The sequence below is a fragment of the Sphingomonas paludis genome (assembly GCF_053502515.1).
The window spans coordinates 1,307,007-1,331,332 of sequence record NZ_CP187558.1; the positions used below are offsets into that span (position 1 = coordinate 1,307,007).

Annotated in this window: 24 protein-coding genes; 13 read left to right on the forward strand and 11 right to left on the reverse strand. The window is 65.5% G+C overall.

The genetic code is table 11. From position 1 onward, the window contains the following. Positions 1–82 precede the first annotated feature (82 nt). Entirely contained in the window at positions 83–763 is a 681-nt protein-coding gene (locus ACPVPU_RS06350) for a GcrA family cell cycle regulator (RefSeq protein WP_448660126.1), read from the reverse strand. A gap of 62 nt (positions 764–825) precedes the next feature. On the opposite strand from ACPVPU_RS06350, the gene ACPVPU_RS06355 reads away from it, so the two are divergent. From ACPVPU_RS06355 to ACPVPU_RS06395, 9 genes are all read left to right on the forward strand, one after another. Then, the gene (locus ACPVPU_RS06355) at positions 826–1,668 is read left to right on the forward strand and encodes an ABC transporter permease (RefSeq protein ID WP_448660127.1); all 843 of its coding nucleotides are present in this window, start codon (positions 826–828) and stop codon (positions 1,666–1,668) included. A 126-nt stretch (positions 1,669–1,794) separates the two neighbouring features. Then, a complete protein-coding gene (locus ACPVPU_RS06360; protein WP_448660128.1) occupies positions 1,795–2,991 on the forward strand; it encodes an acetylornithine transaminase in 1,197 nt (398 codons plus the stop codon). Positions 2,992–3,084: 93 nt separating this feature from the next. Next, a complete protein-coding gene (argF, locus tag ACPVPU_RS06365; RefSeq protein ID WP_448660129.1) occupies positions 3,085–4,008 on the forward strand; it encodes an ornithine carbamoyltransferase in 924 nt (307 codons plus the stop codon). A gap of 147 nt (positions 4,009–4,155) precedes the next feature. Then, complete coding sequence (gene hslO / locus ACPVPU_RS06370; protein ID WP_448660130.1) at positions 4,156–5,064, forward strand: Hsp33 family molecular chaperone HslO; 909 nt, start codon at positions 4,156–4,158, stop codon at positions 5,062–5,064. Positions 5,065–5,146: 82 nt separating this feature from the next. After that, positions 5,147–5,569, forward strand: a complete 423-nt coding sequence (locus tag ACPVPU_RS06375; RefSeq protein ID WP_448660131.1) for a hypothetical protein — start codon at positions 5,147–5,149, stop codon at positions 5,567–5,569. Positions 5,570–5,719: 150 nt separating this feature from the next. Then, a complete protein-coding gene (queC, locus tag ACPVPU_RS06380; protein ID WP_448660132.1) occupies positions 5,720–6,412 on the forward strand; it encodes a 7-cyano-7-deazaguanine synthase QueC in 693 nt (230 codons plus the stop codon). Between the two features lie 3 nt (positions 6,413–6,415). Then, positions 6,416–7,048, forward strand: a complete 633-nt coding sequence (queE, locus tag ACPVPU_RS06385) for a 7-carboxy-7-deazaguanine synthase (protein WP_448660133.1) — start codon at positions 6,416–6,418, stop codon at positions 7,046–7,048. Positions 7,049–7,072: 24 nt separating this feature from the next. Further along, positions 7,073–7,708, forward strand: coding sequence for an SOS response-associated peptidase family protein (locus tag ACPVPU_RS06390; protein WP_448660134.1), 636 nt, complete (start codon positions 7,073–7,075; stop codon positions 7,706–7,708). Positions 7,709–7,727: 19 nt separating this feature from the next. Further along, complete coding sequence (locus tag ACPVPU_RS06395) at positions 7,728–8,261, forward strand: thermonuclease family protein (protein ID WP_448660135.1); 534 nt, start codon at positions 7,728–7,730, stop codon at positions 8,259–8,261. A 276-nt stretch (positions 8,262–8,537) separates the two neighbouring features. Here the strand turns inward: ACPVPU_RS06395 and ACPVPU_RS06400 are convergent, their stop codons facing one another. The 5 genes from ACPVPU_RS06400 to ACPVPU_RS06420 form a co-directional block, all read right to left on the reverse strand. Further along, the gene (locus ACPVPU_RS06400; protein ID WP_448660136.1) at positions 8,538–9,590 is read right to left on the reverse strand and encodes a ribonucleotide-diphosphate reductase subunit beta; all 1,053 of its coding nucleotides are present in this window, start codon (positions 9,588–9,590) and stop codon (positions 8,538–8,540) included. A gap of 233 nt (positions 9,591–9,823) precedes the next feature. Next, positions 9,824–10,009, reverse strand: coding sequence for a hypothetical protein (locus ACPVPU_RS06405; RefSeq protein ID WP_448660137.1), 186 nt, complete (start codon positions 10,007–10,009; stop codon positions 9,824–9,826). A gap of 9 nt (positions 10,010–10,018) precedes the next feature. Next, a complete protein-coding gene (locus ACPVPU_RS06410; protein WP_448660138.1) occupies positions 10,019–10,345 on the reverse strand; it encodes a hypothetical protein in 327 nt (108 codons plus the stop codon). After that, positions 10,342–10,752: a membrane protease subunit gene (locus tag ACPVPU_RS06415; RefSeq protein WP_448660139.1), complete on the reverse strand. Its 411-nt coding sequence runs from the start codon at positions 10,750–10,752 to the stop codon at positions 10,342–10,344. Before ACPVPU_RS06415 ends, ACPVPU_RS06410 begins: the two co-directional genes overlap by 4 nt. A gap of 65 nt (positions 10,753–10,817) precedes the next feature. Beyond that, positions 10,818–12,701, reverse strand: a complete 1,884-nt coding sequence (locus ACPVPU_RS06420) for a ribonucleoside-diphosphate reductase subunit alpha (RefSeq protein WP_448660140.1) — start codon at positions 12,699–12,701, stop codon at positions 10,818–10,820. Positions 12,702–13,183: 482 nt separating this feature from the next. Here ACPVPU_RS06420 and ACPVPU_RS06425 point away from each other — a divergent pair, with 482 nt between their 5' ends. Next, a complete protein-coding gene (locus tag ACPVPU_RS06425; protein ID WP_448660141.1) occupies positions 13,184–14,239 on the forward strand; it encodes a flagellin N-terminal helical domain-containing protein in 1,056 nt (351 codons plus the stop codon). A 61-nt stretch (positions 14,240–14,300) separates the two neighbouring features. Here ACPVPU_RS06425 and ACPVPU_RS06430 read toward each other — a convergent pair whose 3' ends face one another. Further along, complete coding sequence (locus ACPVPU_RS06430; protein ID WP_448660142.1) at positions 14,301–16,619, reverse strand: TonB-dependent receptor; 2,319 nt, start codon at positions 16,617–16,619, stop codon at positions 14,301–14,303. 159 nt (positions 16,620–16,778) lie between these two features. Here ACPVPU_RS06430 and ACPVPU_RS06435 point away from each other — a divergent pair, with 159 nt between their 5' ends. Both ACPVPU_RS06435 and ACPVPU_RS06440 read left to right on the forward strand, forming a co-directional pair. Next, positions 16,779–18,392 (forward strand): amidase, encoded by a 1,614-nt coding sequence (locus ACPVPU_RS06435; RefSeq protein WP_448660143.1) that lies wholly within the window; start codon positions 16,779–16,781, stop codon positions 18,390–18,392. Positions 18,393–18,433: 41 nt separating this feature from the next. Beyond that, a complete protein-coding gene (locus tag ACPVPU_RS06440; RefSeq protein ID WP_448660144.1) occupies positions 18,434–19,057 on the forward strand; it encodes a phosphatase PAP2 family protein in 624 nt (207 codons plus the stop codon). On the opposite strand, the gene ACPVPU_RS06445 is transcribed toward ACPVPU_RS06440, so the two are convergent. Then, the gene (locus ACPVPU_RS06445; protein ID WP_448660145.1) at positions 19,054–20,307 is read right to left on the reverse strand and encodes a threonine synthase; all 1,254 of its coding nucleotides are present in this window, start codon (positions 20,305–20,307) and stop codon (positions 19,054–19,056) included. The two genes, ACPVPU_RS06440 and ACPVPU_RS06445, sit on opposite strands and share 4 nt — an antisense overlap. Continuing rightward, positions 20,304–20,765 (reverse strand): DUF2721 domain-containing protein, encoded by a 462-nt coding sequence (locus ACPVPU_RS06450; protein ID WP_448660146.1) that lies wholly within the window; start codon positions 20,763–20,765, stop codon positions 20,304–20,306. Before ACPVPU_RS06450 ends, ACPVPU_RS06445 begins: the two co-directional genes overlap by 4 nt. Before the next feature lie 84 nt (positions 20,766–20,849). On the opposite strand from ACPVPU_RS06450, the gene ACPVPU_RS06455 reads away from it, so the two are divergent. Continuing rightward, positions 20,850–21,959, forward strand: coding sequence for a GNAT family N-acetyltransferase (locus tag ACPVPU_RS06455; protein ID WP_448660147.1), 1,110 nt, complete (start codon positions 20,850–20,852; stop codon positions 21,957–21,959). A 6-nt stretch (positions 21,960–21,965) separates the two neighbouring features. On the opposite strand, the gene ACPVPU_RS06460 is transcribed toward ACPVPU_RS06455, so the two are convergent. Together ACPVPU_RS06460 and ACPVPU_RS06465 are read right to left on the reverse strand one after the other, a co-directional pair. Next, positions 21,966–23,333 (reverse strand): PQQ-dependent sugar dehydrogenase, encoded by a 1,368-nt coding sequence (locus ACPVPU_RS06460; protein WP_448660148.1) that lies wholly within the window; start codon positions 23,331–23,333, stop codon positions 21,966–21,968. A gap of 65 nt (positions 23,334–23,398) precedes the next feature. After that, positions 23,399–24,322: a hemolysin family protein gene (locus tag ACPVPU_RS06465; protein ID WP_448660149.1), complete on the reverse strand. Its 924-nt coding sequence runs from the start codon at positions 24,320–24,322 to the stop codon at positions 23,399–23,401. Positions 24,323–24,326 lie beyond the last annotated feature (4 nt).

The window sequence follows — 24,326 nt, forward strand, 5'->3', positions numbered from 1 at the left end:
GCAACGGGATCGGCCCAGACCCGTCCGGGTTCGGGCCAATCGTCCGTGCAATTGCGTTATTGATGTATCCGGCGGGACCGGATTACCGGACCCGCGGGCCGCCATAGGGCATGGGCGGCGGCGGGCGGCGATCACGGCGCGGCAGCTGCGCCTGATAGGCATGGCCGCAATGATCGACGCAATAGGGGAAGCCGGGGTTCACCTTGTCGCCGCAGAAGTGGAAATCGGGCTCGCCCGGATGCCCGATCGGCCATTTGCAGATCTTGTCGTTCAAATCCAGGAGCGTCGTCTTGCCAGCAATCGCATCGCTGGGCCGCGCGGGCACCAGGCGGCGGGGCGGCGCGGGCTGCGACGGCGCGGTCTGTTCGCCGGGATTCTGACGCAGGAAACCGCCCGGCCCGATCGAGCGCAGTTCCTGTTGCGGCTTGGCCTCCGGCGCGGGGCGATCCGCCGGGGCGGCGGCGGCGGGTGCAGCAGGCGGCGGGGCGACATACGGCTCGGCCTTGGGCAGCGGCGCCTTGGACGCGCGGACCGCCTTTTCGGGCGGCGCTGCGACCGCTGGCTCGGCGGCCGCCTTTGCGGCCTTTGCCTCCGCATCGTTGGGCTTTACCGGCGACGGGCGCGGTTTCAGGCCAAGGCGATGCGCCTTGCCGATCACCGCATTGCGGCTGATCCCGCCAAGTTCTTCCGCAATCTGGCTCGCGGTCTTGCCGGATGCCCACATCCGGGTCAGGGTATCGATGCGTTCTTCGGTCCAGCTCATCAATCAATCCGTTGCTGTCCCCGGCTTGCGGGGGCGTCTCCATCCGACTAGGCGAAGGCGACATGAACGACCAGCCCGAAAATCGACTGACGCCTGCGGCACCCGGCTTTGCCGAACCGGGCGTGGCGGTGATCCGTCAGGTCAATTGGGGCGGCCTCAAGACCCTGTATATCAAGGAGGTGCGCCGGTTCTTCAAGGTGCAGTTGCAGACGATCTGGGCACCGGCCGTCACCACCTTGTTGTTCCTGATCATTTTCACGGTCGCGCTGGGCGGCGCGGGCCGACAGGTGATGGGCGTTACCTTTGCCCAATTCATCGCCCCGGGCCTGATCGTGATGGGGATGCTGCAGAACGCGTTTGCCAATGCCAGCTTTTCGCTGCTGGTCGGCAAGATGCAGGGCACGATCGTCGATTATCTAATGCCGCCATTGTCCACGGCGGAATTGCTGGCCGCGCTGGTCGGCGGTGCGGTCACCCGGGCGTTGCTGGTCGGCGTGGCCGTTTGGATCGCCATGGCGGTATGGGGCGTGGACGTCTGGCCGCGCCATCCGCTGGCGATGCTGTGGTTCGGGCTGATGGGATCCGTGTTCCTGGCGCTGATGGGCGTCATCACGTCGATCTGGGCCGAAAAGTTCGACCACGCGGCCGCGGTGACCAATTTCGTGGTCGCGCCGCTGGCGCTGTTGTCCGGCACCTTTTATTCGGTCGACGCGCTGTCGCCGACCTTTCGCGCGATCAGCCATGCCAATCCGTTCTTCTACATCATCTCCGGCTTTCGCTACGGATTTCTGGAGCGGGCCGATTCGAACGTGCTGCTGGGCGCGGTCCTGTTGCTGGCATTGAACATCGCCATGGCGCTGGGTGCCTATGCCCTGCTGCGCGCCGGGTGGAAGATCAAGAACTGAAGCGGTGTTGACGCGCCACCGGCGATCCCTGTAAATCCGCGATCCGGGCGGCCGGTCGGAGCCGCCCTTTTTCGTTTATCCGGAGTCCCGTTCGACCCGTTTCGTTTGCAAGGAGGAGCAGTTCCCATGACCATCACCCCGCTCATGCCCGTTTACCCGCGGTGCGATGTGCGTCCGGTGCGAGGCGAGGGCTGCTATCTGATCGGCGAACGCGGTGAGCGTTACCTCGACTTCGCCAGCGGCATCGCCGTCAATGCCCTCGGCCACAGCCATCCGCACCTGATCCGGGCAATCCAGGAACAGGCCGCGACGCTGATGCATGTCAGCAACCTGTACGGATCGCCCCAGGGCGAGGCGCTGGCCAAGCGGATCGTCGACAATTGCTTTGCCGACACGGTGTTCTTTACCAATTCGGGTGCGGAAGCGGTGGAATGCGCGATCAAGACCGCGCGCCGCTATCATTACGCCAATGGCAATCCGCAGCGGCACACGCTGATCACGTTCAACAACGCCTTTCACGGGCGGACGCTGGGCACGATCTCGGCAACCAATCAGGCGAAAATGCGGGACGGTTTCGAACCGCTTTTACCCGGTTTCGCTTATGCCCCGTTCAACGACTTGGACGCAGCATTGGCGCTGATCGACGATCATACCGCCGGGTTCCTGGTCGAGACCGTGCAGGGCGAGGGCGGCGTTTCGGCGGGCACGGCCGAGTTCATCCAGGGTCTGCGCAAGGCGGCGGACGAGCACGGCCTGCTCCTGGTGCTGGACGAGGTGCAGTGCGGTTATGGCCGCACCGGCAAGATCTGGGCCTATGAGCATTACGGGATCACCCCGGACATTCTGGCGTCGGCCAAGGGCATTGGCGGCGGCTTTCCTCTGGGCGCCTGTCTGGCGACCGAGGAAGCGGCCAAGGGCATGGTGTTCGGCACGCACGGGTCCACCTATGGCGGCAATCCGCTGGCAATGGCTGCGGGCAATGCCATTCTGGACGTGATGCTGGAACCGGGGTTCCTGGAGCATGTGACGGCGATGGGCGACCGGCTGCGCGCTGCGCTGGCGCAGATGATGCCCAATCACGACCATCTGTTCGACGAATTGCGTGGCCTTGGCCTGATGGCGGGCGTCAAGTTGAAGGAGCCGGCGGTGGCGCGCGATTTCGTGGCCCATCTGCGCGACCATCACGGGTTGCTGACCGTGGCTGCGGGCGAGAATGTCGTCCGTATCCTGCCGCCGCTGATCATCGAGGAAAGCCATATCGCCGAGGCGGTGGAAAAGATGAGCGCCGCGGCACGCACCTATGCGCTGCCAGTGGCGGCCTGACATCTCCATAGCGCTCCTGCGAAGGCAGGAGCCCAGAGCCCAGACGTGGACCCTTGTCACTCTGGGCTCCTGCTTTCGCAGGAGCACGATCCCATGACCATTCGTCACTTCACCGACCTGTCCGATGCCGGACCCGATGCCATTGCCGCAATGCTGGCCGATGCGCTGGATCGCAAGGCAGCGCGCAAGGGAATGCCCAAGGGCGCGGCCGATGCCGATGCGCCGCTGGCGGGCCGTACGCTGGCCATGGTGTTCGAAAAAAACTCCACCCGGACCCGCGTTTCGTTCGACGCCGCGATCCGTCAGCTGGGCGGCACGCCCGTCATCCTGGATTCAGGCACCAGCCAGCTGGGGCGCGGGGAGACGGTGGCGGATACCGCGCGTGTCCTGTCCGGCTATTGCGACGCGATCATGGTGCGCACCGACGATCATGCCAAGCTGATGGAAATGGCCGAATATGCCAGCGTGCCCGTCATTAACGGCCTGACCGACCGGTCCCATCCATGCCAGATCATGGCCGACCTGTTGACGATCATCGAGGCGGGCAAGACGCTGCCCGGCCTGAAGGTCGCGTGGCTGGGCGATGGCAACAACGTCCTTCATTCGTTCGTCGAGGCCGCAGGGCTCATGCAGTTCGACGTCGTTGCCGCCTGTCCCGCAGGCTATGATCCCGATGTCGATGTGCTGGCCGCCGCCAATGGCCGGGCGCGCGTGACTCGCGACCCGATCGAGGCAGCCAGCGGCGCCGACGTAATCGTCACCGACACCTGGATCTCGATGGGTCAGGCCCATGCCGAGGCAAAGCTGGCGGCGATGATGCCGTATCAGGTGACGACGGACCTGATGGCGCGCGCCAGGGCGGATGCGATCTTCCTCCACTGCCTGCCCGCGCATCGCGGCGAAGAAGTGGTGGCCGAGGTGATCGACGGGCCGCAGTCGCACATCTGGGCAGAGGCCGAAAATCGGCTGCACGCCCAGAAGTCGGTCCTTCGCTGGTGCTTCGGCCAATTGGGGTGAGTTGAAGCAACAATCTTGCTTCCTATCTAAAGTCCGTTCCCAAGAACCCCGTTCGCCCCGAGCTTGTCGAAGGGCTTTCTTTCTTGCGTTGTCGGGCAGCAGGAAGGGCAGGGCTTCGACAGGCTCAGCCCGAACGGATTTCCGGTGATGACTGACAGAATAACCCCCGATCTCGACCGCGCGATCGGCTTTACCCTGCCCGACCGCGATGCCCGCGGCCGTATCGTCCGGCTCGGCCCGGTACTGGGCGACATCCTGGCCGCCCATGCCTATCCGCCGGCCATCGAAAGGCTGTTGGCTGAAGCTCTGGTGCTGACCGCGCTGCTCGGCTCCACGCTGAAGGATGCGGGCGGGCAGTTGACCCTGCAGGCGCAGACCGAAAGCGGCATCGTGTCGCTGATGGTCTGCGATTATCAGGGTGGCGCGGTGCGCGGCTATGTGCAGTTCGACGCCGACCGGCTGGCCGAGGCGCCGGGTGAACCGACGCTGATGGCGCTGTTCGGCACTGGCTATCTGGCGATCACGTTCGACCAGGCGACGACGGGCGAGCGGTATCAGGGCATCGTGCCGCTGGACGGTGCGACGCTGGCCGATGCGGCACAGGCCTATTTCATGCAGTCGGAACAGATCCCCAGCCTGATCCGGCTGGCGGTGACGCGGGGCACGCATGGCGACATGATCGGCGGCGGCCTGTTCCTGCAGCATCTGCCCGAGGGCGAGGAGGGGCGCGAGCGGTTGCACGTGCGCGACGATCATCCCGAATGGCAGCACGTCGAGACGCTGGCGGCGACGATGGGCGCGGACGAGCTGACCGATGTGTCGGCATCGTTCGAAACGCTGATCTGGCGCTTGTTCAACGAGGAACGGGAAGTGCGCACGCTGGCGGCGGTCGACCTGTCCAAGGGATGCCGGTGCAGCGCCGATTATATCGGCCAGGTGATCGCCAAGTTTCCCGTGGAGGATCGGGCGCACATGGCCGGTGATGACGGCATGATCACGGTCGATTGCGCCTTTTGCGCCCGCAAGTTCCCGGTGCCCGCCGATCTGGCTGCGTAACCGGGGCGATTTCGGCGGTCCACCTGTCGGGCGAATCATGCTATCGTCCCGCCTCGTCCGGACAGGGGGGACGAACGGCATCATGGGCAATTGGCAACGGCATGGCCGGATCTTGGTGGCATCGATGCTGCTGGCGGCTGGCGCTGCCGCGCTGCCGGCCGCTGCGCCGGGGGTTCTGGACGGAATCGAGGACGGGCAGTGGGAACTGGTCGAACGCGGCGATCCGTCGAGCCGTCGGCTGGTGTGCCTGGGCAGCCGCAGCCAGCTGATCCAGATCCGCCACGCAACGCTTTCCTGTCGCCAGCAGCTGATGATGGATGATGCCAAGGAAACGACCGTGCATTATACCTGCCCCGGTGCGGGCGAGGGGCATACGACCGTTCGTGCGCTGACGCCGCGTTCGGCCATCATCGAAACCCAGGGACTGGTGGACGGCATCCCCTTTCATCTCGACGTCGATGCGCGGCGGCTCGGCGCATGTCCGGCTGGAAATCCGCGTCGTTAATCCGGCGTTTAGACGCGTCTGATACCTCCATGGATGTGCGGCGATGGTCGTACGGAGTTCCCCTTTGAAGTTCCCAAGCAATGGGCCGCTGCGGCGGCCCTTTTTTGTGCGGTTGCGGTTGCCCCGCCTAGGGCGTAGCGACGGTGGATCATGACTGACCAGCCAATTGCCGTCGCCCTGTTGTCCGGGGGCCTGGATTCCATGGTGTCCGCCGCGCGGGCACGGGCGGACGGCTATCGGTTGATGGCCCTGTCGGTAGATTACAACCAGCGGCATCAGGTGGAGCTGGCGGCGGCTCGGCGGATTGCAGCCGCGCTGGGGGCGGAGCGGCACATCGTCCTGCCGCTGGACTTGCGCCAGTTCGGCGGCTCTGCGCTGACCAGCGACATTGCGGTGCCCAAGCAAGGCGTGGGGCATGACATCCCCGTTACCTATGTCCCCGCACGCAACACGATTTTCCTCAGCCTGGCGCTGGGCTGGGCGGAGGCGGCGGGCGCGCGTGACCTGTTCATCGGGGTCAATGCGCTCGATTATTCCGGCTATCCCGATTGCCGCCCGGAATTCATCGCCGCGTTCGAGGGGCTGGCCGAACTGGCCACCAAGGCCGGGGTGGACGGGCATCCGTTCCGCATCCATGCGCCGCTGCAATTCATGACCAAGGCTGATATCGTGCGCGAGGCGGCGGCGCTGGGGCTGGATGCCGGAATGAGCTGGTCCTGCTATGACCCTGCTCCCGGCGGGCTGCATTGCGGCCTGTGCGACAGTTGCCGATTGCGGATGAAGGGGTTCGAGGAAGCGGGCCTGCCCGATCCCACCCGCTATGCGACCCGGCCAGAGGGCTGAGCCATGGTCTATGCGGTCAAGGAGATGTTCCTGACCCTGCAGGGGGAAGGGGTGCAGGCCGGGCGTCGGGCGGTGTTTGTCCGCTTTGCCGGGTGCAATTTGTGGTCGGGGCGCGAGCAGGACCGGGCGAGCGCGGTGTGCCGGTTCTGTGACACCGAATTCGTCGGCACCGACGGCGATGGCGGCGGCAAGTTCGCGGACGCCGATGCCCTGGCCGGGGCCGTGGCCGCGCATTGGGGCGTCGGCGCGGCGGGCCGCTTCGTCGTGCTGACCGGCGGCGAGCCGATGCTGCAGGTGGACGCGGCGCTGGTTGCAGCATTGCATGCCCGGGGGTTCATGGTGGCGATCGAAACCAACGGCACGCTGCCGGTGGAGCCGGGCATCGACTGGGTCTGCGTCAGCCCAAAGGCGGGCAGCATCGTGGTGCAACAGTCGGGCAACGAGCTGAAGCTGGTCTGGCCGCAGCCGGGATCGGACGTGGATGCGATGGAGGCATGGGCGTTCGACCATTTTCTGGTGCAGCCGATGGACGATGCGCGCGGGGCGGCGAATGTCGAGGCGGCGGTGGCGATGGCGATGGCGCGGCCCAAATGGCGGCTCAGCTTGCAGAACCACAAGGCCTTGGGCCTGCGCTGAACGGCCGGAGGAGGCGGCGCGGCGATGTGCAATCATTACCAGAAGCATCCCGAGGCGATCCAGAGCTGGGCCGAGTATATCGGGTGGAGCCTGCCCGACCGCGACGGCGACCGGATCACCGACGATCTGGCCGAGGCGATGGACGCAACCGATGTCTGGCCCAAGGGGAAGGCGCTGGTGGCGCGGATCGAGGACGGGGTGCGCCATGTCGAGGCGATGCGATGGGGCGTGCCGCTGACCCTGCCCGGCAAGCGGCCTGGCACCACCGTCACCAAGCATGTGACCAACGTCCGCAACTTGGCCAGCCCATTCTGGCGCAGCATGATCGCGGCGCCGGAACGCCGGTGCCTGGTGCCGTTCAGCCGCTTTGCCGAGCCAAGGGCGGGCAAGGACGCCGTGACCGGCCGCCCGGCGGAATGGTGGTTCACCGTCACCGGGCGGCCCGCCGCTGCCTTTGCGGGCATATGGCGGCCGAGCGAGGCGGGGCGGGTGTTCGCGTTCCTGACCTGCGAACCCAATCCGCTGGTAGCACCATTGCACCCCAAGGCGATGCCCGTGATCCTGGCCGAGGATTCCTATGACAGCTGGCTGACCGGCGATGCGGCGGCGGCAACGGCGTTGGCGGTACCCTTTCCGAGCCAGTTGATGGCGGTCGAATGAGCGCGGCGGGGGCGGCGCGATGAGGCGGCGGAGCCGGTACGATCCGCGCTTTCCCGATATCGGGCAGCACCGCGCGGCGCGGCGTCGGCGGGCAACGCTGTGGGCGCGACTGGGCGTGCTGGCGCTGATGCTGTTGATCCTGATGGCGCTGCGCTTTCCCCTCGGTTGGTATGCCGAGAACTGGCGTGAGGTGGCGAGCGGCGAGCGGGTCTATTTCGAGCTGTGCAAGGACGGCGGCGGGACGAACTGCGTCGTGGATGGCGACACGATCTGGATGGGCGGCATCAAGATCCGGCTGGCGGACATCGACGCGCCGGAAACGCATCCACCGCGCTGTGCCCGGGAGGCGGCGCTGGGCGAGCGGGCGACGCTGCGCTTGCAGGAACTGCTGAATGCCGGGCCGGTGACGGTGCAGGCGGGGAACCGCGATGCGGACCGCAATGGGCGCAAGCTGCGGCGGCTGGTGATCGGTGGCCGCTCGGTGGGCGACGTGCTGATCCGCGAGGGGCTGGCCCGGCCCAACAATGGCGAGGCGCGGCGGGGCTGGTGCTGAGCCGAGGTTGACAGATCGGTTGACAGTTTTGACGAAAACAGCGTGTTTTGTGTGGAGGGCGATAGGCGTCAACGCGGCTGGTTGCTGCGGTTGACAGTTCGCCTGGTGGGAGCATTTTGGCAGCAGAAGCGGAAGGATGGCCATGCGGCCGTTCTGCCATGACCAGGCCGGTGTAGGACAGGGACGCCGATGGCGGTGGCGGTACAGATGCCCCGGCGATGCCATAGCCCAAGGGGAGGACAGGGCAAGAACGGTGCCTTGCCCTGCCGATTCCGTTTACTCCGCAGCAACCCCCGCAGCCGCGAACATATCGCCGCATTCGCCGGGGTCCTCGTTCGCCACGGGCGGCTTGATCTTCTGGCGCTTGTCGAAGCTGGACCAGACGTCGTTCCAGTTGCCGCGGGTCGCGCCCTTTGAATATTCGGTCGCGCGCTGTTCGAAGAAATTGGCGTGCTCGACGCCGTTGAGCAGCGGCGCGAGCCAGGGCAGGGGATGTTCGTCGATCATGTAGATCGGCTTCAGCTGCAACTGCGACAGGCGCCAGTCGGCGATGTAGCGGATATACTTCTTGATCTCCTTGGGCGTCATGCCGTTGACCGGGCCCTGTTCAAAGGCGAGGTCGATGAACGCATCCTCCAGCCGCACGGTCGTCTGGCACATGTCCATAATCTCGTCCTTGACCGATTTGGTCAGGCAGTCCCGCTCCTTCACGAAGGCGTGATAGAGGTGGATGATCCCTTCGCAGTGCAGGCTTTCGTCGCGGACCGACCAGCTGACGATCTGGCCCATGCCCTTCATCTTGTTGAAGCGCGGGAAGTTCATCAGCATGGCGAAGGACGCGAAGAGCTGAAGCCCCTCGGTAAAGCCGCCGAACATCGCCAGCGTCTTGGCGATATCCTCGTCCGTATCGACGCCGAACTTCTGCAGATAGTCGTGCTTGTCCTTCATCTCGGCATATTCGAGGAACATGCCATATTCGCTTTCCGGCATGCCGATCGTGTCGAGCAGGTGGCTGTAGGCGGCGATGTGCACCGTTTCCATGTTGGAGAAGGCGGCGAGCATCATCTTGATCTCGGTCGGCTTGAACACGCGACCATATTTGTCGTGATAGCAATCCTGCACCTCGACATCGGCCTGGGTGAAGAAGCGGAAGATCTGCGTCAGCAGGTTGCGCTCATGATCGGTCAGTTTCTGCGCCCAGTCACGGCAATCCTCGCCCAGCGGCACTTCCTCCGGCATCCAGTGGATCTGCTGCTGACGCTTCCAGAACTCATAGGCCCAGGGATATTCGAACGGCTTGTAGGTCTTGCGGGCTTCGAGAAGGGACATGGGCGGTTACTCCGAGAATATGTCAATTAGCATTGCTAAAATTATTAAAGGAACAAAAATTGATCCAAGTATACCAATGATACGAAAGTATGAAGTGACGAACTTGTCGGGCTTGGCGAGCCTATCATGAATGAATCGAAGACGGGTATACACATAGAAGGCGGTTCGCTCTGGATAAATAGCAATAAAAGCAAAGCCAGAGGTCATAAAAACAAGAGAAAATAGATTAAAGATCATCCGACAGCAGTCGAATAAAATACTGTAGCAAATCCACCTGAAAATAGCCCGATCATGTCGGCGATCCCCCAAGCAGAGTGGGCAGGCTCGCTGACGGCGCGGCGGGCGCGGACCAGCAGGGTGGCACCGGCCATGCCGACCATCGCCCCGACCCCCATCTGGATGGCGAGCGCGCGGGTCATGGCCGGCCCCTATTCATTGTCGATCACCCGGCCACGCCGCGCTGGCCGTTCGATGATGCGCTCGCGATAGATCACCTTGCGCCCGCCATTGGCGCCCACGCCGAACACGCAGATGCCGAGGAAATAGCCGAAATCATACCAGCCGCCATTGTTCGGCACGGCATAGACCGCGACGTCGGGCAGGAAGAGCGAGGCGACCCAGGCGACGGGAAAGATGAAGCCGTGCACGATGCCGAGCAGGATGCCGGGCGCATCGGGCTGAACCGCGCTGTCCACCTGCCGCGCGCAGGCGGCGAGGGCGAGGAGCAGGGCGAGGGCGGCGATGCTGCGCGTCATTCCGGTTCCCCTCCAACTGCAAACCGGCGACTTTCCGTAACGGGTAGCCCAGCTTCAGTCGGCACATAGATCAGCGAAGCCCGGCTCGATTCAAGCGCCTGAATCTGGAGATAGCGCAGATATCCTTCTGGTCCGCCCAGGCTGTTTTGAAGGATGGCGTTCGCCTTTGCTGCACCCTCCGCGCGAATGACTTCAGCCTCGGCCAATGCGATGGCACTTTCCTTTTTCGCGCGCGCTTCAAGAATGGCAACCTGGCGCGAAGATTGCGCCTCTGCGAGCGCGGCCTCGCCGGAGAGGCGCTGAGAGTAAACGCGATACTGCGGATAGGCGACCATCGCGATGAGGATCAGGATGACGGCGGCAAACCCCCCGATGAGCCCGCATCCCCACTGACGATCCACATTCATTCGAATTTTACTCCAAACCAACGCTGATCCAAGCTCGCCTCTCCCATTGGGAGAGGGACCTTAGTTCACTGACACGCCAGGCATTCGTCGTAATCGGTCGTTTCGCCGAGGTTGAACTGCGGCTTTTCGATCGTGTTGTCGGCTTCCACGCCGCCGGCGAACCCGGCGCGCTGCACCGATTTCGAGCGAAGATAGTAGAGCGACTTGATGCCCAGTTCCCAGGCGCGGAAGTGGAGCATGAGCAGGTCCCATTTCTCGACATCCGCCGGGATGAACAGGTTCAGGGACTGCGCCTGATCGATGAACGGCGCGCGGTCGCCGGCCAGTTCGAGGATCCAGCGCTGATCGATCTCGAAGCTGGTCTTGAACACGTCCTTTTCCTCTGGGGACAGGAAGTCGAGATGCTGGACTGAGCCGCCGCGCTCGAGGATCGAGGACCAGACGCCCTCGCTGTTCTTGGCCTTTTCGATGAGCAGCTTTTCCAGATGCGGATTGCGGACCGAGAAGCTGCCCGACAGCGTCTTGTGGGTGTAGATATTGGCCGGGATCGGCTCGATGCAGGCGCTGGTGCCGCCGCAGATGATGCTGATCGACGCGGTGGGCGCGATCGCCATCTTGCAGCTGAAGCGCTCCATCACGCCCATGTCGGCCGCGTCGGGGCAGGGGCCGCGCTCGACCGCCAGGTTCATCGACGCTTCGTTCACCTGGGCGTTGACGTGCTTGAAGATGCGCAGGTTCCACATCTTGGCCATCGCCCCCTCCATCGGCAGGCCGCGCGCCTGGAGGAAGGAGTGGAAGCCCATGACGCCAAGGCCGACCGAGCGTTCGCGGCTGGCCGAATAGCGAGCGCGGGCCATTTCATCGGGCGCGCGCTCGATATAGTCGGTCAGGACGTTGTCGAGGAAGCGCATCACATCCTCGATGAAGCGCTTGTCGCCTTCCCACTCTTCCCAGGTTTCCAGGTTGAGCGAGGACAGGCAGCAGACCGCCGTGCGGTCGTTGCCCAGATGATCGCGGCCCGTGGGCAGCGTGATTTCGGCGCACAGGTTCGACGTCGTGACCTTCAGCCCCAGTTCGCGGTGATGCTTGGGCATGGTGCGGTTCACATGATCGCTGAACACGATGTACGGCTCACCGGTGGCGAGGCGGGTCTCGACCAGCTTCTGGAACAGGCCGCGCGCATCCACCTTGCCCCGGACGCTGCCGTCCTTGGGCGATTTCAGTTCCCATTCGGCGCCGTCGCGCACCGCTTCCATGAAGGCGTCAGGGATCAGCACGCCGTGGTGCAGATTGAGCGCCTTGCGGTTGAAATCGCCCGAGGGTTTGCGGATTTCGAGGAACTCCTCGATCTCCGGATGGCTGATGTCGAGATAGCAGGCGGCCGAGCCGCGGCGCAGCGACCCCTGGCTGATGGCGAGCGTGAGCGAGTCCATCACGCGGACGAACGGGATGATGCCGCTGGTCTTGCCGTTGAGGCCGACCGGCTCGCCGATGCCGCGGACCGTGCCCCAATAGGTGCCGATGCCGCCGCCACGCGAGGCGAGCCACACATTCTCGTTCCAAGTGGCCACGATCCCTTCAAGGCTGTCGGGCACGGAATTGAGATAGCAGCTGATCGGCAGGCCGCGGCCGGTGCCGCCGTTGGAGAGCACGGGCGTCGCCGGCATGAACCAGAGCTTCGAGATATAGTCGTAGAGCCGCTGGGCGTGCGCCGCATCATCGGCATAGGCGGAGGCAACGCGGACGAACAGGTCCTGATAGCTTTCGCCCGGCAGCAGGTAGCGGTCCTTCAGCGTTTCCTTGCCGAAATCGGTCAGCAGCGCGTCGCGCGAGTGATCGACCTCGAGCGTGTAGGGGCGCGGGTCGATGCGCTTGCTGTCGCTGGCGGTGGTCGCCGGTTCGATGGTGGCGGTATCTGTCACGGTTTCCGTTGCGTCCCTGAAATCCATAGCTGCCCCATCATCCTTCCAGCGGTTCATCCGACTCGGGCGGGGCCGGTGGATGCTATCATCCTTACCCGCGCGCGAGAACAAAAAGTGATCATTCCGACCCGTCACAGTGCGCGCAAGCCCGGGCCGCAAGTTAGCCTTGCAGGTCAAGGAATACCAGTGCTTGGGCTTGCCCCCGCAAGCGACCACAACAGATTGTGTGCAATCGCGTTCCAAGGCAAGTCGGTAAATGCCGATGTAACGATTCAACTCGTCGCTAAAAAGACTCGTCTCATGGAACGACCGACAGCGTGCAGGTGCAGCGACGCGCGGGTTTCCCTTGGCTGGCGGACGATGCAAGAGAACGGGGCGCGAACGTAAAATATTTACCTGTGGAGGAGGGGATGGCCGCCCGAATGGTTATCGGCCGGTTGACTAAACAATGCCGATCAGCGGCCGTTTCATATGGCGACCCCGACCGTAACGGAGCGAGCGCGTACGCCATGACAGCCATTTCCGCCACCAGCCGCGCCGCCCGCGCTGCCGCCGCCGCCGCGACCGCCGCCCAGAAGCTGAACCGCAGCGCGGACCGGCTGGCAACCGGCAAGCGAATCAATTCCGCCGCAGACGATGCAGGGGGGCTGGGCGTTGCCGCGAGTATGACGGCGCAGCTGCGCGGCTATGCGCAAGGGGTGCGAAATGCCCAGGACGGGATCGCCATGGCGCAGACGGCCGAAGGGGCGATGGTCGAGATGACCTCCATGCTCCAGCGGATGCGCGAACTGGCGGTGCAGTCGGCCACCGGCACGATCACCGACGACGACCGAGCCAATTTGCAGGCTGAGGTTGCCCAGTTGAAGACGCAGATGAGCGAAGCGGTAACCGGCGCGACATTCAACGACATCGCCCTGTTCGCCGAGGGCGGATCGTCGTTCGGGATCCAGGTCGGCGCCAATGGCGATCGCAGCGTCGCGCTGAGCATCGACGATCTGGCGTTGTCGGCGGTGACGGGCGGCACCGTTTCCGTGCCGGGCACCGGTGCGTTGATGGTCGTCGGCACGACGCCGGGCGCGCTGCCCGAAGGGTCGGGCAAATATATCACCCAGGAAGACGTCGATAACGGCGCGATGATCTATAACTATCTGACCAATAGCCTGATGCCGATCCAACAGAGCAGTGTCGGGGGATATCAGGGTCTGACCAATGGCGAGAGCTATTGGGATCCGCAGGGCGGCGGCACCACGACCGTGTCCAGCGGCATTTCGGTGGCGACCGCGGACGAGGCGGTGGCATCGTTGCAGACGCTGGACGATGCGCTGACCCGCGTGACCCAGGGCCGGGCGGAGGTCGGCGCGACGATCAGCCGCCTCGAATCCGTGGCCAAGGGGCTGGACAATGGCGCCGGCCATTTGGCGGAGGCCCGGTCGCGCATCGAGGATGCCGATTACGCCAGCGAGGCCACGCAACTGGCGCAGTGGCAGATCCTGAGCCAGTCATCCACCGCGATGATCGCCCAGGCCAACCTGTCGCAGCGGGACGTGACGGCGCTGCTCCGGTAACGCCCACGCCTCATCCCGCTCGCATTGAACCGGCGAGCGGAGATGGGGCAGGTCGCTCCGTCTAGAAACGCCCGGTCAGCTGAACGCCGTAGAAGCGCGGCTCGGCCGGGATGAAGGTGGGGATGCCGAACGCGCCGCCGGTGTTGCCGGCGTCGAGCAGATAATCCTCGTCCGACAGGTTCCGCCCGAACACCGCGATCTCGTAGCGATCCTCGGCGAAGCTGACCCCGGCGCGCGCGTTGAACAGGGTGACGCCCGGCTGGCTGATCAAGGGGTTGTTCGGCACTTCGAAGAAGATCTGCGAACGATAGGTGACGCTGGGCGTCGCAAAGATCCGCGCGCCACCCAGATCCGCATCCAGCGTGAACCCGCCCGCTGCCTGCCATTCCGGCTGAAGGCGGAAACGCGCGCCCGAAAAGGCCGGGGAGAGTGCCGAATTCTCCTCGATCTTGGCATCGATATAGGCGCCGTTGCCGAAGAAGGTCAGCCAGTTCGAGGCGCGCAGCTGAAGTTCCGCCTCGACGCCCAGATTGCTGGCATTGCCCGCGCTGCGGGTGCGGGTGATGCCGTCGGGATCGACCACGCTGACCTGGAACCCTTCATATTGCTGGTAATAGACGCCGAGGGTGCCGGAGACCGGGCCGACCGTCCCCTTGATCCCGCCTTCGTAGTTCCAGACGATTTCCTCGTCGATGATCGCCAGATTGCGTTCCGGGCCGCGCACGGTGCTGCGCGCGCCGACCTGAACCACCGGCGAGCGGCGGCCCTGCGACACGGTGGCATAGAGGTTCACGTCGTCGGTTGCGCGGACGAGCACGTTGAAGCGCGGCAGCACGGCGGCGAAATTGCCCTCCGCCCGAAAGGTCTGGCCGCGCGTATCGACCTGACCCGGCACCAGCGAAGCCTGATTGCCGATCACCGTGCGCGGCACATCGGCGCGGAAGCCGGATTGCCGCTCCTCGATCAGGAAGCGGACCCCGGCGGTCAGCTCGATCCAGGATGCAGGGGTCAGCGTGCCGTCGAAGAACATCGAATAGCTGGTATTGCGACCCTGATTTTCGAACACCGACCGATAGGGGATGACGGTGGCCGCGCCACCGGTCAGCTGTGCCGTCGCCTGCGATGCGGTGACGACGCCCTGGGCGTTGATGCAGGGCAGGTTGGGGATGCGCCGCGTCGCGCACTGGATGAAAATGCCTTCCTCGGACGAGAAGGGCACGTTCTGGATGCTGTCTTCCAGGAAGAAGTTGAAGCCGAACGAACCGCGGAACAGGTCGCTGGTATAGGCGAAACGGGTTTCCTGATTGACCTGCCACCCCTTGGCGAACTCGGCGAATTCCAGATACCAGGCGGCCGACCCGTCGGCGTCGAAGATTTCGAGGCTGTCAAACTCGCGGTAGCCGTTGACGAGGGTCAGCGTCCAGTCGTCGGCAATGTCCCAGCCAAGGGTCAGGTTGGCGTCATAGACCTCGCGGTTCAGGCCGAGCTTTTCCTGGCCCAGCACCGCCTCCGACAGGGGCGAGCCGCCCAGATTGGCGCGGCCGAAGGGGTTGCCCGGCCCGTCGCTGGTCGGCAGCGCGCGCGAGATGAAGGGCGTGCCCGAATTGCGCTGCTGATCATAGGTCAGGATCAGGTCGGCAGTGAAGGCGTCGGACGGCGTGTAGCGGAGCGAGCCGCGAATGCCGAACTGGTCCTGCGCATAGAGATCGTCCTGATTGGGCGCGAGATTTTCGACATAGCCGTCGCGCTTCTTGTATTCGAAGCCGATGCGCCCGGCCAGCACGTCCGACCCGGCATTGACGAAGCCGGCGATCCGGTACGCATCGAAATTGCCGTAGCTGGCGGACAATTCGCCCGAAAAGCCCTCCCGCGGGCGGGCCGAGATCATGCTGATCGCGCCGATGGTGGAGGCGGTGCCGAACAATGTCGCCTGCGGTCCCTTCACCACCTCGACCCGTTCGAGGTCATAGATCGCCTGATAGGAGCCGCGCGAGCGGGAGATGTCGACGCCGTTATAATAAAGCGAGACGCGCGGCCCTTGCTGCGCGGAGCCGCTGTCCGACGTGATGCCGCGAATGACGATGCCCGGATTGTTCGCGCTCTGCTCCTGCACGTTGAGGCCGGGGACATAGTTGGACAGTTCGTCCAGATCCTGCACGCCCAGCTCGCGGATGCGCTCGCCAGTGTTGGCTGTGATCGTGATCGGCACGTCGACCAGGCGCTGTTCGGTCTTTTGCGCGGTGACGATGATGTCATTGTCGGATTGGGCGGTGGCGGTTTCGTCCGGCTGGACGGGATCGACCATGGGCTGGGCCAGGGCGGCGGTGGCAGTGGTGGCGAGCAGCGACGCGATGGCGACGCGGGCAAGGCGAAGACCCATGGTGATTCCCCGTTTGATTTGCTTTGATTGTGCGCTGCCCCTGCGCGCCCTGTGTTGCGTCGCAGCGTAAGGATGATGACGCGACTGTTTCACCCGGTCGATTGCGGGGGCGACCAAGTGACCCTAGCCTGTAACAATCACCTGATTCGGGGGAATTCCATGCGTGTTTCGATGATTGCCGCCGCCTTGTTGATCGCTGTTTCGCCGGTGGCGGTCATGGCGCAAGCGAATGAGATCGTGTTGAAGGAACTGCCCCCGACCGCGCTGATGGTCAGCGAGAAATCGATCGAGGAATTGCAGGCGATGCTGGCGAAGGGCGAGTTGACCAGCGAGCGGCTGGTCCAGGCCTATTTGACCCGGATCGAGATGATGGATCGGGCGGGACCGGCCCTGCGCAGCGTCATCGCCATCAACCCACAGGCGTTGGAGCAGGCGAAAAAGGCCGACCGCGACCGGCGGCTGCGCATCGCGCGCGGGCCGTTGTTCGGCATTCCCGTGCTGATCAAGGACAATATCGAGAATGCGGAGAATGCGACCACGGCGGGGAGCCTGGCGCTGAAGGACAACAGGACGGGCCGCGATGCGCCACTGGTCGCCCGGTTGCGCGAAGCGGGCGCGATCATCCTGGGCAAGACCAATTTGTCCGAATGGGCGAATATCCGCGACGGCGATTCGATGAGTGGATGGAGCGCGGTCGGCGGGCTGGTGCGCAATCCCTATGCGCTCGACCGGACGGCGTGCGGATCGTCGAGCGGCACGGGTTCGGCCATCGCCGCCAGCCTGGGCGCGGTGGGCGTGGGGACCGAGACCGACGGATCGGTGATCTGTCCCAGCAGCATCAACGGCCTGGTTGGCCTGAAACCCACGCTGGGCGCGATCAGCCGCACCCATGTCGTGCCGATCAGCCACAGCCAGGATACGCCGGGGCCGATGGCGCGTAGCGTCAAGGACGCCGCCGCGCTGTTTTCCGGCATGATCGGCAGCGATCCGGCTGATGCGGCGACCAGGGAGGCCGATGCGAAGCGGGAGGCGCTGACCCCCGACTGGAGCAAGGCGAGCCTGAAGGGCGTGAAGCTGGCGGTGATGCGGCCGCAAATGGGCGCGGCGCTGGCGGCGCAGTTCGATGCGCAGCTGGCGATCCTGAAGGCCGAGGGCGCCGAGCTGATCGATGTCGAGCGGCCGGCGACCGAGGGGCTGGGCGAGGCCGAGTTCAACGTCCTGTTGATGGAGTTGAAAAGCGATCTTGCCGCCTATCTGGCGACCACGCCGGACAGCGTGAAGATCCGCACGCTGGCGGATGCCATCGCGTTCAACAAGGCGAACGCCGACACCGAGCTTCGCTATTTCGCGCAAAGCATTTTCGAGGCGGCGGAGGCGACCGGCGGCACGGCCGACCCGAAATATGCCGAGGCGCGGGCCAAGTCGCTGAAGCTGGCGAGCGAGGCGATCGACGCGATGCTGGCCAAGGCGGGGGCACAGGCGATCGTCACCCCCAGCTATGGCATGGCATGGCTGTCGGACCCGGTTTACGGCGACCAGTTCAACGGGCCGAGCGCCAGCCAGTTGCCCGCCGTGTCGGGCTACCCGCACCTGACCGTGCCGATGGGGCTGGTGAAGGGGCTGCCGGTGGGCCTATCCTTTATCGGTGCGAAATGGACTGACGGGCGGCTGCTTGAGCTTGGCCATGCCTATGAGACGGTGTCGAAGGCGCGGGTCGCGCCGACCTATCCGGCGACGGTGATGCAGGGCGGCGGGCTGGACGGGGTGCAATAGTCGGCTGGGAGCCGCAGCGCCGCAATGTGCGTTATCGCGCGATGACAAAGCCGCACGAGCGCAAGACAACCGATGACGGCCGGACGTTGCACGCCATCGAGCGGGCGGACCTGGTGATCGCCAATGCGGTGGCGGTGGATGGCGATACGCGCGCCGGGCAGGCGATCCGCTGGTTCGCCGAAGCCGGCGATCAGCCGCCACTGACCGCGATTGCCCTGTTCACCCTGACCGCCGGCATGGTCGGGCGGGATGCGCGGATGGTGCGGGCTGGCGCGCACATGCTGGCGGCGCACGGGCTGGCGACGGGCATCAAGACGGTGATCAAGGACCGGATCGACCGGACCCGGCCCAATGATGCGCTGGACGGCAAGGGCTATCGGCTGGGACCGGGGCGGAGCAAGCAGGGGCCGAAACGGTCGATGCCATCCGGGCATAGCGCGGGGCTGGCAGCGACGGCTGTTGCCGCTGCCGGTCATTATCCGGCGGCGGCTCCTGCGATCGGTTTGGCGGCCGGCGCGGTGGTGGCGGCACAGCTGCCGAGCCGGAACCATTATGCCAGCGACGTGATCGTCGGCGGCATGATCGGCGTCGTCAGCGCGGTGGCCACCGGTGCCTTGCTTGGCTGGATCGAGCGGCGAGCGAGGCGGGTGGTAATTAGCGGCTAAAGGGTTGCGAAGTCGATCGCGGCGTGGCGGTCCAGCGTGCGCGATGCGTCGGGTAGCGGGTATTTCAGGCCGGTGGCGCAGTTGAACAGCAATGCCGTCTCACCGTCCCTGACCCAGCCATCGGCGCGGGCCTGTCGCCACGCGGCGAGCGTTGCGCCGCCCTCTGGACACAGCAGCAGGCCGTCGGTGCGGGCGGTGTCGTCCACCGCCTGAGCCAGTGCGGCGTCGCTGACCGCCATGGCGCGCCCGCCACTTTCGCGCACGGCATCGAGGATCAGGAAGTCGCCCACAGCCTGCGGCACGCGGATGCCGGCGGCGATGGTGTGCGCATCCTCCCAACGGGTCGCGTGGCGTTCGCCCGCTTCCCAGGCGCGGACCATGGGTGCGCACCCTTCGGCCTGCACGGCGACCATGCGCGGCAGCTTGTCGCCGATCCAGCCGAGCGCCTGAAGCTCGCGGAACGCCTTCCACATGCCAATGAGGCCGGTGCCGCCGCCGGTGGGGTAGAAGATGACGTCGGGCAAATGCCAGCCGAACTGTTCGGCCAGTTCGAGGCCCATCGTCTTCTTGCCCTCGATCCGGTACGGCTCCTTGAGCGTCGACAGGTCGAACCAGCCCTGCGCCGCCGCGCCCTCGCGCACCAGCTTGCCGCAATCGTCGATCAGGCCATTGACGCGGTAGACGCGTGCGCCCTGGGCGGCGATTTCGCGCACGTTGATCTCCGGCGTGTCGTCGGGGCAGAAGATGATCGCCTCCATCCCCGCCTGAGCCGCATAGGCGGCGGCTGCAGCGCCGGCATTGCCGTTGGTGGGCATGGCGATGGTCGTGACGCCCAGTTCGCGCGCCATGCTGATCGCCATGACGAGGCCGCGCGCCTTGAACGATCCGGTGGGCAGCCGCCCCTCGTCCTTCACCAGCAATTCGCCCGGGGCGGCACCGGCGGCACGGCCGACCTGATCCAGCGGGATGATCGGCGTGTCGATCTCGCCCAGGCTGACGATGCTGTCGGTGCGGCGGACGGGCAGCAATTCGCGCCAGCGCCACAGGTCGCGCGGGCGGGCGGCCAGGGCCTGCCGGTCGAGCGCGGCACCGATGCCGGCCAGGTCGTAGCGGACGAGCAGCGGCCGCCCGGCGGCGGACAGGCCGTGCAGCCGGTCGGTCTCATACCGCTCGCCGGTCAGGCCGCATTCCAGATGGGTGACGAAGGTCGGCCGATCTGCCGTCAGATTGGCGTTGACGGGCAGGGTCATTTCCGGTCCCGTTCCAGCAGTTCCTGGCGGACATGGATGGATCGGAGCGACAGCCGCACTTCGACCAGGAACAGCGCCAGCCCGGCCGTGAGCATCAGCATCGCCGCGATGAAGGCGAGCGCGATGACGTTGCCGATATGCAGGTTCGCCATCTGCGCCCCGAACAGCAGCGCGACGACCAGCGAGATCAGCATCGCGCTGCCCACGCCAAGGCCGAGGGCTGCGTTGATCACCGTGATGCGCTTGTCGAGGATGCGAAGTTCCCAGACATGGCGGTCATGTTCCGGCCCCGTGGAGCGCGGATGCAGTTCCTCGAGCTTGCGGACCCGGTCGACGATCCGGGCCAGCCGACCCGCCATCACGTTCAGGATCGCGCCCATGCCGGCGAGCAGGAACACGGGCGCGATCGCAACCTGAATGGTTTCTGCGATGGTGGAGATCATCGGTCCGTCGAACATCGCGGATTTATGCGGTTTGCAGGGTAGGGCGCGCAACAAGTTTCTACCGCTTGGTAATAAACAGCGACTATGACCTGGCGGGCCATGAACTCGCCGCTGCGCTCATCCGACTTTGCCGTTTCCGCGCCGACGCCGATGGTCGTGCGGGAGCCGGGGATCGCTGCGTCCATCGATGCGGTTGCCGATGCCGCGCCGCCCAGTCACCGGTTCCTGCGCCGCGCCTGGTTTGCTGCGGCGGTGGCGCTTTATGGTGGGGAAGCAACGACTTGGACGGTGATGCAGGGGGGCACGCCCATCCTGGCCCTGCCGCTGGTGCCGGTGCAGAAGCGATGGGCCGCGCGCGCCGGACTGGTGCAGGTGCCCGGATGCTATTGGCCGTTTCGCAGTATTGCCGTGCACGCCGGGGCCGACGGCCCGATGGCGGCCGCCGCCCTGTTCGATGGCCTGCCCAACGGTGTTCGCGCGATTCGCATGGGGCCGGTCTATGACGGCGACCCGGCGCTGACGGCGATGCTGGCGGCGGCACGGGGCAATGGCTGGTCCGCGCTGTCGCGCCATGTCGCCACCAGTTTCCTGCTGGATATGGCGGCAAGGCGGACCGAAGGCACCTGGCCGCGCACGTCCACGCTGAAAAAGAACCGCTTCCACGAAAAGCATCTGGGCGATCATGGCGCGCTGGACTGGTCGTTCGTCAGCGGTGCCGGTTGGACCGCCGATCAGTTCGATGCCTTGGCGACCATCGAGCGGGCGAGCTGGATCGCGTCGGAAACCGATGGCCGCGATGCAAAGTTCACCGATGACGGCCACGGTGCCTTCTGGCGCGCGGCGAGCGCCGATCCCGTGATCGCCGACATGCTATGGGCGGCGATCCTGCGCATCGACGGCAAGCCGATGGCGTTTTCGTTCGACATCAACGCCGGCACGCTGAAATACGCCATCGCCAACAGCTATGACCCCGCCGTGGCCAAGCATTCGCCGGGCAAGCTGCTGTATTACCGCAATCTGGTGCGCGCGATCGAGGACGGGATCACCACGGTCGATTGGGGCGCGGGCGACAGCGGCTACAAGGGCGTGATCGGCGCGGAACCGGGGCCGGCGATCAACGACTGGCTGTTCGTGCGCCCCGGCGTGTCGGGCACGCTTGCCCGGGCGCTGGCCGGGGTCTGGCGGCGCAGCGGCAATCCCGAGGCGTGAGGCGGCCTAGCGGCTGGCGCTTTGCTGGCCCCCGGCACTGACGCGCCAGATGGTGTTGCCCACATCGTCGGCGACCAGCAGCGCGCCGGTTGCATCCGCCGATACCCCGACCGGGCGGCCCATGGCCTGGCCGTCCTTGTCCAGAAACCCGCTGAGCACGTCGACCGGCTTTGCGCCCTTTACCGGATAGCCATTGCCGGCGAAGGGCACGAACACGACCTTGTAGCCGGATACCGGCACCCGGTTCCACGACCCGTGCTGGCCGACGAACGCCCCATTGGCGAAGCGGCCGCCCAGCCGCGTATCGGCCGCGAAGCTGAGGCCGAGCGAGGCGGTGTGCGGGCCGAGCGCATAATCGGGTCGGGCGGTATATTCGAGGAGGTCGCGCCGGCGCGGCTCGACCCGCCGATCCTCGTACCCGCCCCAATAGGCCCAGGGCCAGCCATAGAATTTGCCGAAGCCGACGCGGGTCAGATAATCGGGTGGCAGGTCCGAACCCAGCATGTCGCGTTCGTTGACGACGGTCCACAGCGTATTGCTTTGCGGCTCGATCGCCAGACCGACCGGATTGCGCAGGCCGCTGGCATAGATGCGAAACCGCTTTTGTTCGGGGAACACCTCGAGGATCGCGGCGCGGTTGCGCTCGATCTCCAGTCCCTTTTCGGCGATGTTCGACGTCGATCCGACCGCGACCAGCAACGAACCGCTGCCGTCGGGATTGGCGATGACGTTGCGGGTCCAGTGATTGCCCCCGGCGGGCAGGTCGATCACCTTTTCCGGTGCGCCGGCGATTGCCGTGGCGCCAGCGGTGTAGCGATAGCGGACAAGAGCATCGTTATTGGCGACGTACAGCCAGTCGCCGACCAGCTGCATCCCGAGCGGGCTGTTCAGGCCGGTGGTGATGAACGGCGTTTTGGTATCGACCCGCCCGTCGCCATTGCCGTCGCGGAGCAGGGTGATGCGGTTGGCCGACGGCACGGCCGCGCCCGCCCGCTTCATCAACAGGCCCATCACCCAGTTTTCGATCGAAAAGCCGTCCGGTTCGGCGGCAGGCGGCGCTGCGGTTTCGGCGACCAGCACATCGCCATTGGGCAGCCGGTACAGCCAGCGCGGATGCGCCAGACCGTCGGCATAGCGCTCGACCGTCAGCCCGGCCGCGGCCACCGGCTTTGCCCCGGCTGGCCAGCCGACGGCCTTGGCCACGCGGACCGTGGGAATGGTCTGTTCACGCGCCGCCGGCAATTCGGGGGCAACGCCCATGCCGTCGGCGACGGTCAGACGGGCGCTGTCCGGCCACATCAGCCAGGTTGCCCCGCCAATCAGTGCAACGGCGGCGATGCCCGCCGGAATCAGGATGTTCTTCAGCTTTGCCATGTCCGGTCAGATAGGATGGCGCGCCGCCATGGCCAAGAGCCGCCGCGCGGCCATCGGGGCGCAGATCAGTCCGCTTCCTCGAGATCGGCGAGCGCTGCGGGCGGATGCAGCCGCACGCGCGTGACGCGCCGCTGGTCCGCCTCCACCACCTCGATGCACCAGCCGCTGTCGTGGAACACGCGCTCTCCGGGCAAAGGCACATGGCCCGCCAGGACGATGGCAAGCCCGCCCAGCGTTTCCACATCCTCGTCCACCTCGGCCAGGCGGGGGTCGATCAGTTCGGCCGCATCCTCCAGCTCGGCACGGCCATCCGCTTCCCAGCCGCCGCCATCGATCGGCACCAGCAATTCGGTCGGCGCCTCGTCATGCTCGTCCTCGATCTCGCCGACGATTTCCTCGACCAGATCCTCGATGGTCACCAGCCCCTCGGTCCCGGTATATTCGTCGAGCACGATGGCAAGGTGGGTGTGGCTGGACTGCATCCGGGCGAGCAGGTCGAGCACGCCCATGGATTGCGGCACGTAAAGCGGCTGGCGGATCAGCCCCTGGACGGTGGCGGGACGCGGCGCGTCTGCGGCCAGGATGCCGAACACGTCCTTCATATGGACCATGCCGATGACGTCATCCAGATTGTCGCGATAAACGGGCAGGCGGCTGTGCCGCGCCTCGGCAAACAGGGCAACGACCTGATCGAACGGCGTGTTTTCCTCGACCGCCACCATATCCGCGCGGGGCACGCCGACATCGCCCGCGTCGCGTTCGCCGAAATGCAGCAGGTTGCGCAGCATCTGTCGTTCGATGGGGGCAAGGTCGCCCGCGACGGGGGCGTCGTCCTCTGCCTCATGCTCGACGATCGCCGCCTCGATCCGGGTGCGGAGCGTCTCTGCGCTTTCGGTGCCGAAGATCAGGGCGCGCAGGCCCCGCCATATACTTCCGCCGTCACTGTCCCCTTGCTGAGCGGACGTGGTACTACTGGGGCCCTCGGGCATGGTC

What these genes read in the sequence shown, in the direction of transcription:
- ACPVPU_RS06350 (WP_448660126.1), bottom strand. Translation starts at nt 763, where the DNA reads ATGAGCTGGACCGAAGAACGCATCGATACCCTGACCCGGATGTGGGCA.
- ACPVPU_RS06355 (WP_448660127.1), top strand. Translation starts at nt 826, where the DNA reads ATGAACGACCAGCCCGAAAATCGACTGACGCCTGCGGCACCCGGCTTT.
- ACPVPU_RS06360 (WP_448660128.1), top strand. Translation starts at nt 1,795, where the DNA reads ATGACCATCACCCCGCTCATGCCCGTTTACCCGCGGTGCGATGTGCGT.
- argF (WP_448660129.1), top strand. Translation starts at nt 3,085, where the DNA reads ATGACCATTCGTCACTTCACCGACCTGTCCGATGCCGGACCCGATGCC.
- hslO (WP_448660130.1), top strand. Translation starts at nt 4,156, where the DNA reads ATGACTGACAGAATAACCCCCGATCTCGACCGCGCGATCGGCTTTACC.
- ACPVPU_RS06375 (WP_448660131.1), top strand. Translation starts at nt 5,147, where the DNA reads ATGGGCAATTGGCAACGGCATGGCCGGATCTTGGTGGCATCGATGCTG.
- queC (WP_448660132.1), top strand. Translation starts at nt 5,720, where the DNA reads ATGACTGACCAGCCAATTGCCGTCGCCCTGTTGTCCGGGGGCCTGGAT.
- queE (WP_448660133.1), top strand. Translation starts at nt 6,416, where the DNA reads ATGGTCTATGCGGTCAAGGAGATGTTCCTGACCCTGCAGGGGGAAGGG.
- ACPVPU_RS06390 (WP_448660134.1), top strand. Translation starts at nt 7,073, where the DNA reads ATGTGCAATCATTACCAGAAGCATCCCGAGGCGATCCAGAGCTGGGCC.
- ACPVPU_RS06395 (WP_448660135.1), top strand. Translation starts at nt 7,728, where the DNA reads ATGAGGCGGCGGAGCCGGTACGATCCGCGCTTTCCCGATATCGGGCAG.
- ACPVPU_RS06400 (WP_448660136.1), bottom strand. Translation starts at nt 9,590, where the DNA reads ATGTCCCTTCTCGAAGCCCGCAAGACCTACAAGCCGTTCGAATATCCC.
- ACPVPU_RS06405 (WP_448660137.1), bottom strand. Translation starts at nt 10,009, where the DNA reads ATGACCCGCGCGCTCGCCATCCAGATGGGGGTCGGGGCGATGGTCGGC.
- ACPVPU_RS06410 (WP_448660138.1), bottom strand. Translation starts at nt 10,345, where the DNA reads ATGACGCGCAGCATCGCCGCCCTCGCCCTGCTCCTCGCCCTCGCCGCC.
- ACPVPU_RS06415 (WP_448660139.1), bottom strand. Translation starts at nt 10,752, where the DNA reads ATGAATGTGGATCGTCAGTGGGGATGCGGGCTCATCGGGGGGTTTGCC.
- ACPVPU_RS06420 (WP_448660140.1), bottom strand. Translation starts at nt 12,701, where the DNA reads ATGGATTTCAGGGACGCAACGGAAACCGTGACAGATACCGCCACCATC.
- ACPVPU_RS06425 (WP_448660141.1), top strand. Translation starts at nt 13,184, where the DNA reads ATGACAGCCATTTCCGCCACCAGCCGCGCCGCCCGCGCTGCCGCCGCC.
- ACPVPU_RS06430 (WP_448660142.1), bottom strand. Translation starts at nt 16,619, where the DNA reads ATGGGTCTTCGCCTTGCCCGCGTCGCCATCGCGTCGCTGCTCGCCACC.
- ACPVPU_RS06435 (WP_448660143.1), top strand. Translation starts at nt 16,779, where the DNA reads ATGCGTGTTTCGATGATTGCCGCCGCCTTGTTGATCGCTGTTTCGCCG.
- ACPVPU_RS06440 (WP_448660144.1), top strand. Translation starts at nt 18,434, where the DNA reads ATGACAAAGCCGCACGAGCGCAAGACAACCGATGACGGCCGGACGTTG.
- ACPVPU_RS06445 (WP_448660145.1), bottom strand. Translation starts at nt 20,307, where the DNA reads ATGACCCTGCCCGTCAACGCCAATCTGACGGCAGATCGGCCGACCTTC.
- ACPVPU_RS06450 (WP_448660146.1), bottom strand. Translation starts at nt 20,765, where the DNA reads ATGTTCGACGGACCGATGATCTCCACCATCGCAGAAACCATTCAGGTT.
- ACPVPU_RS06455 (WP_448660147.1), top strand. Translation starts at nt 20,850, where the DNA reads ATGAACTCGCCGCTGCGCTCATCCGACTTTGCCGTTTCCGCGCCGACG.
- ACPVPU_RS06460 (WP_448660148.1), bottom strand. Translation starts at nt 23,333, where the DNA reads ATGGCAAAGCTGAAGAACATCCTGATTCCGGCGGGCATCGCCGCCGTT.
- ACPVPU_RS06465 (WP_448660149.1), bottom strand. Translation starts at nt 24,322, where the DNA reads ATGCCCGAGGGCCCCAGTAGTACCACGTCCGCTCAGCAAGGGGACAGT.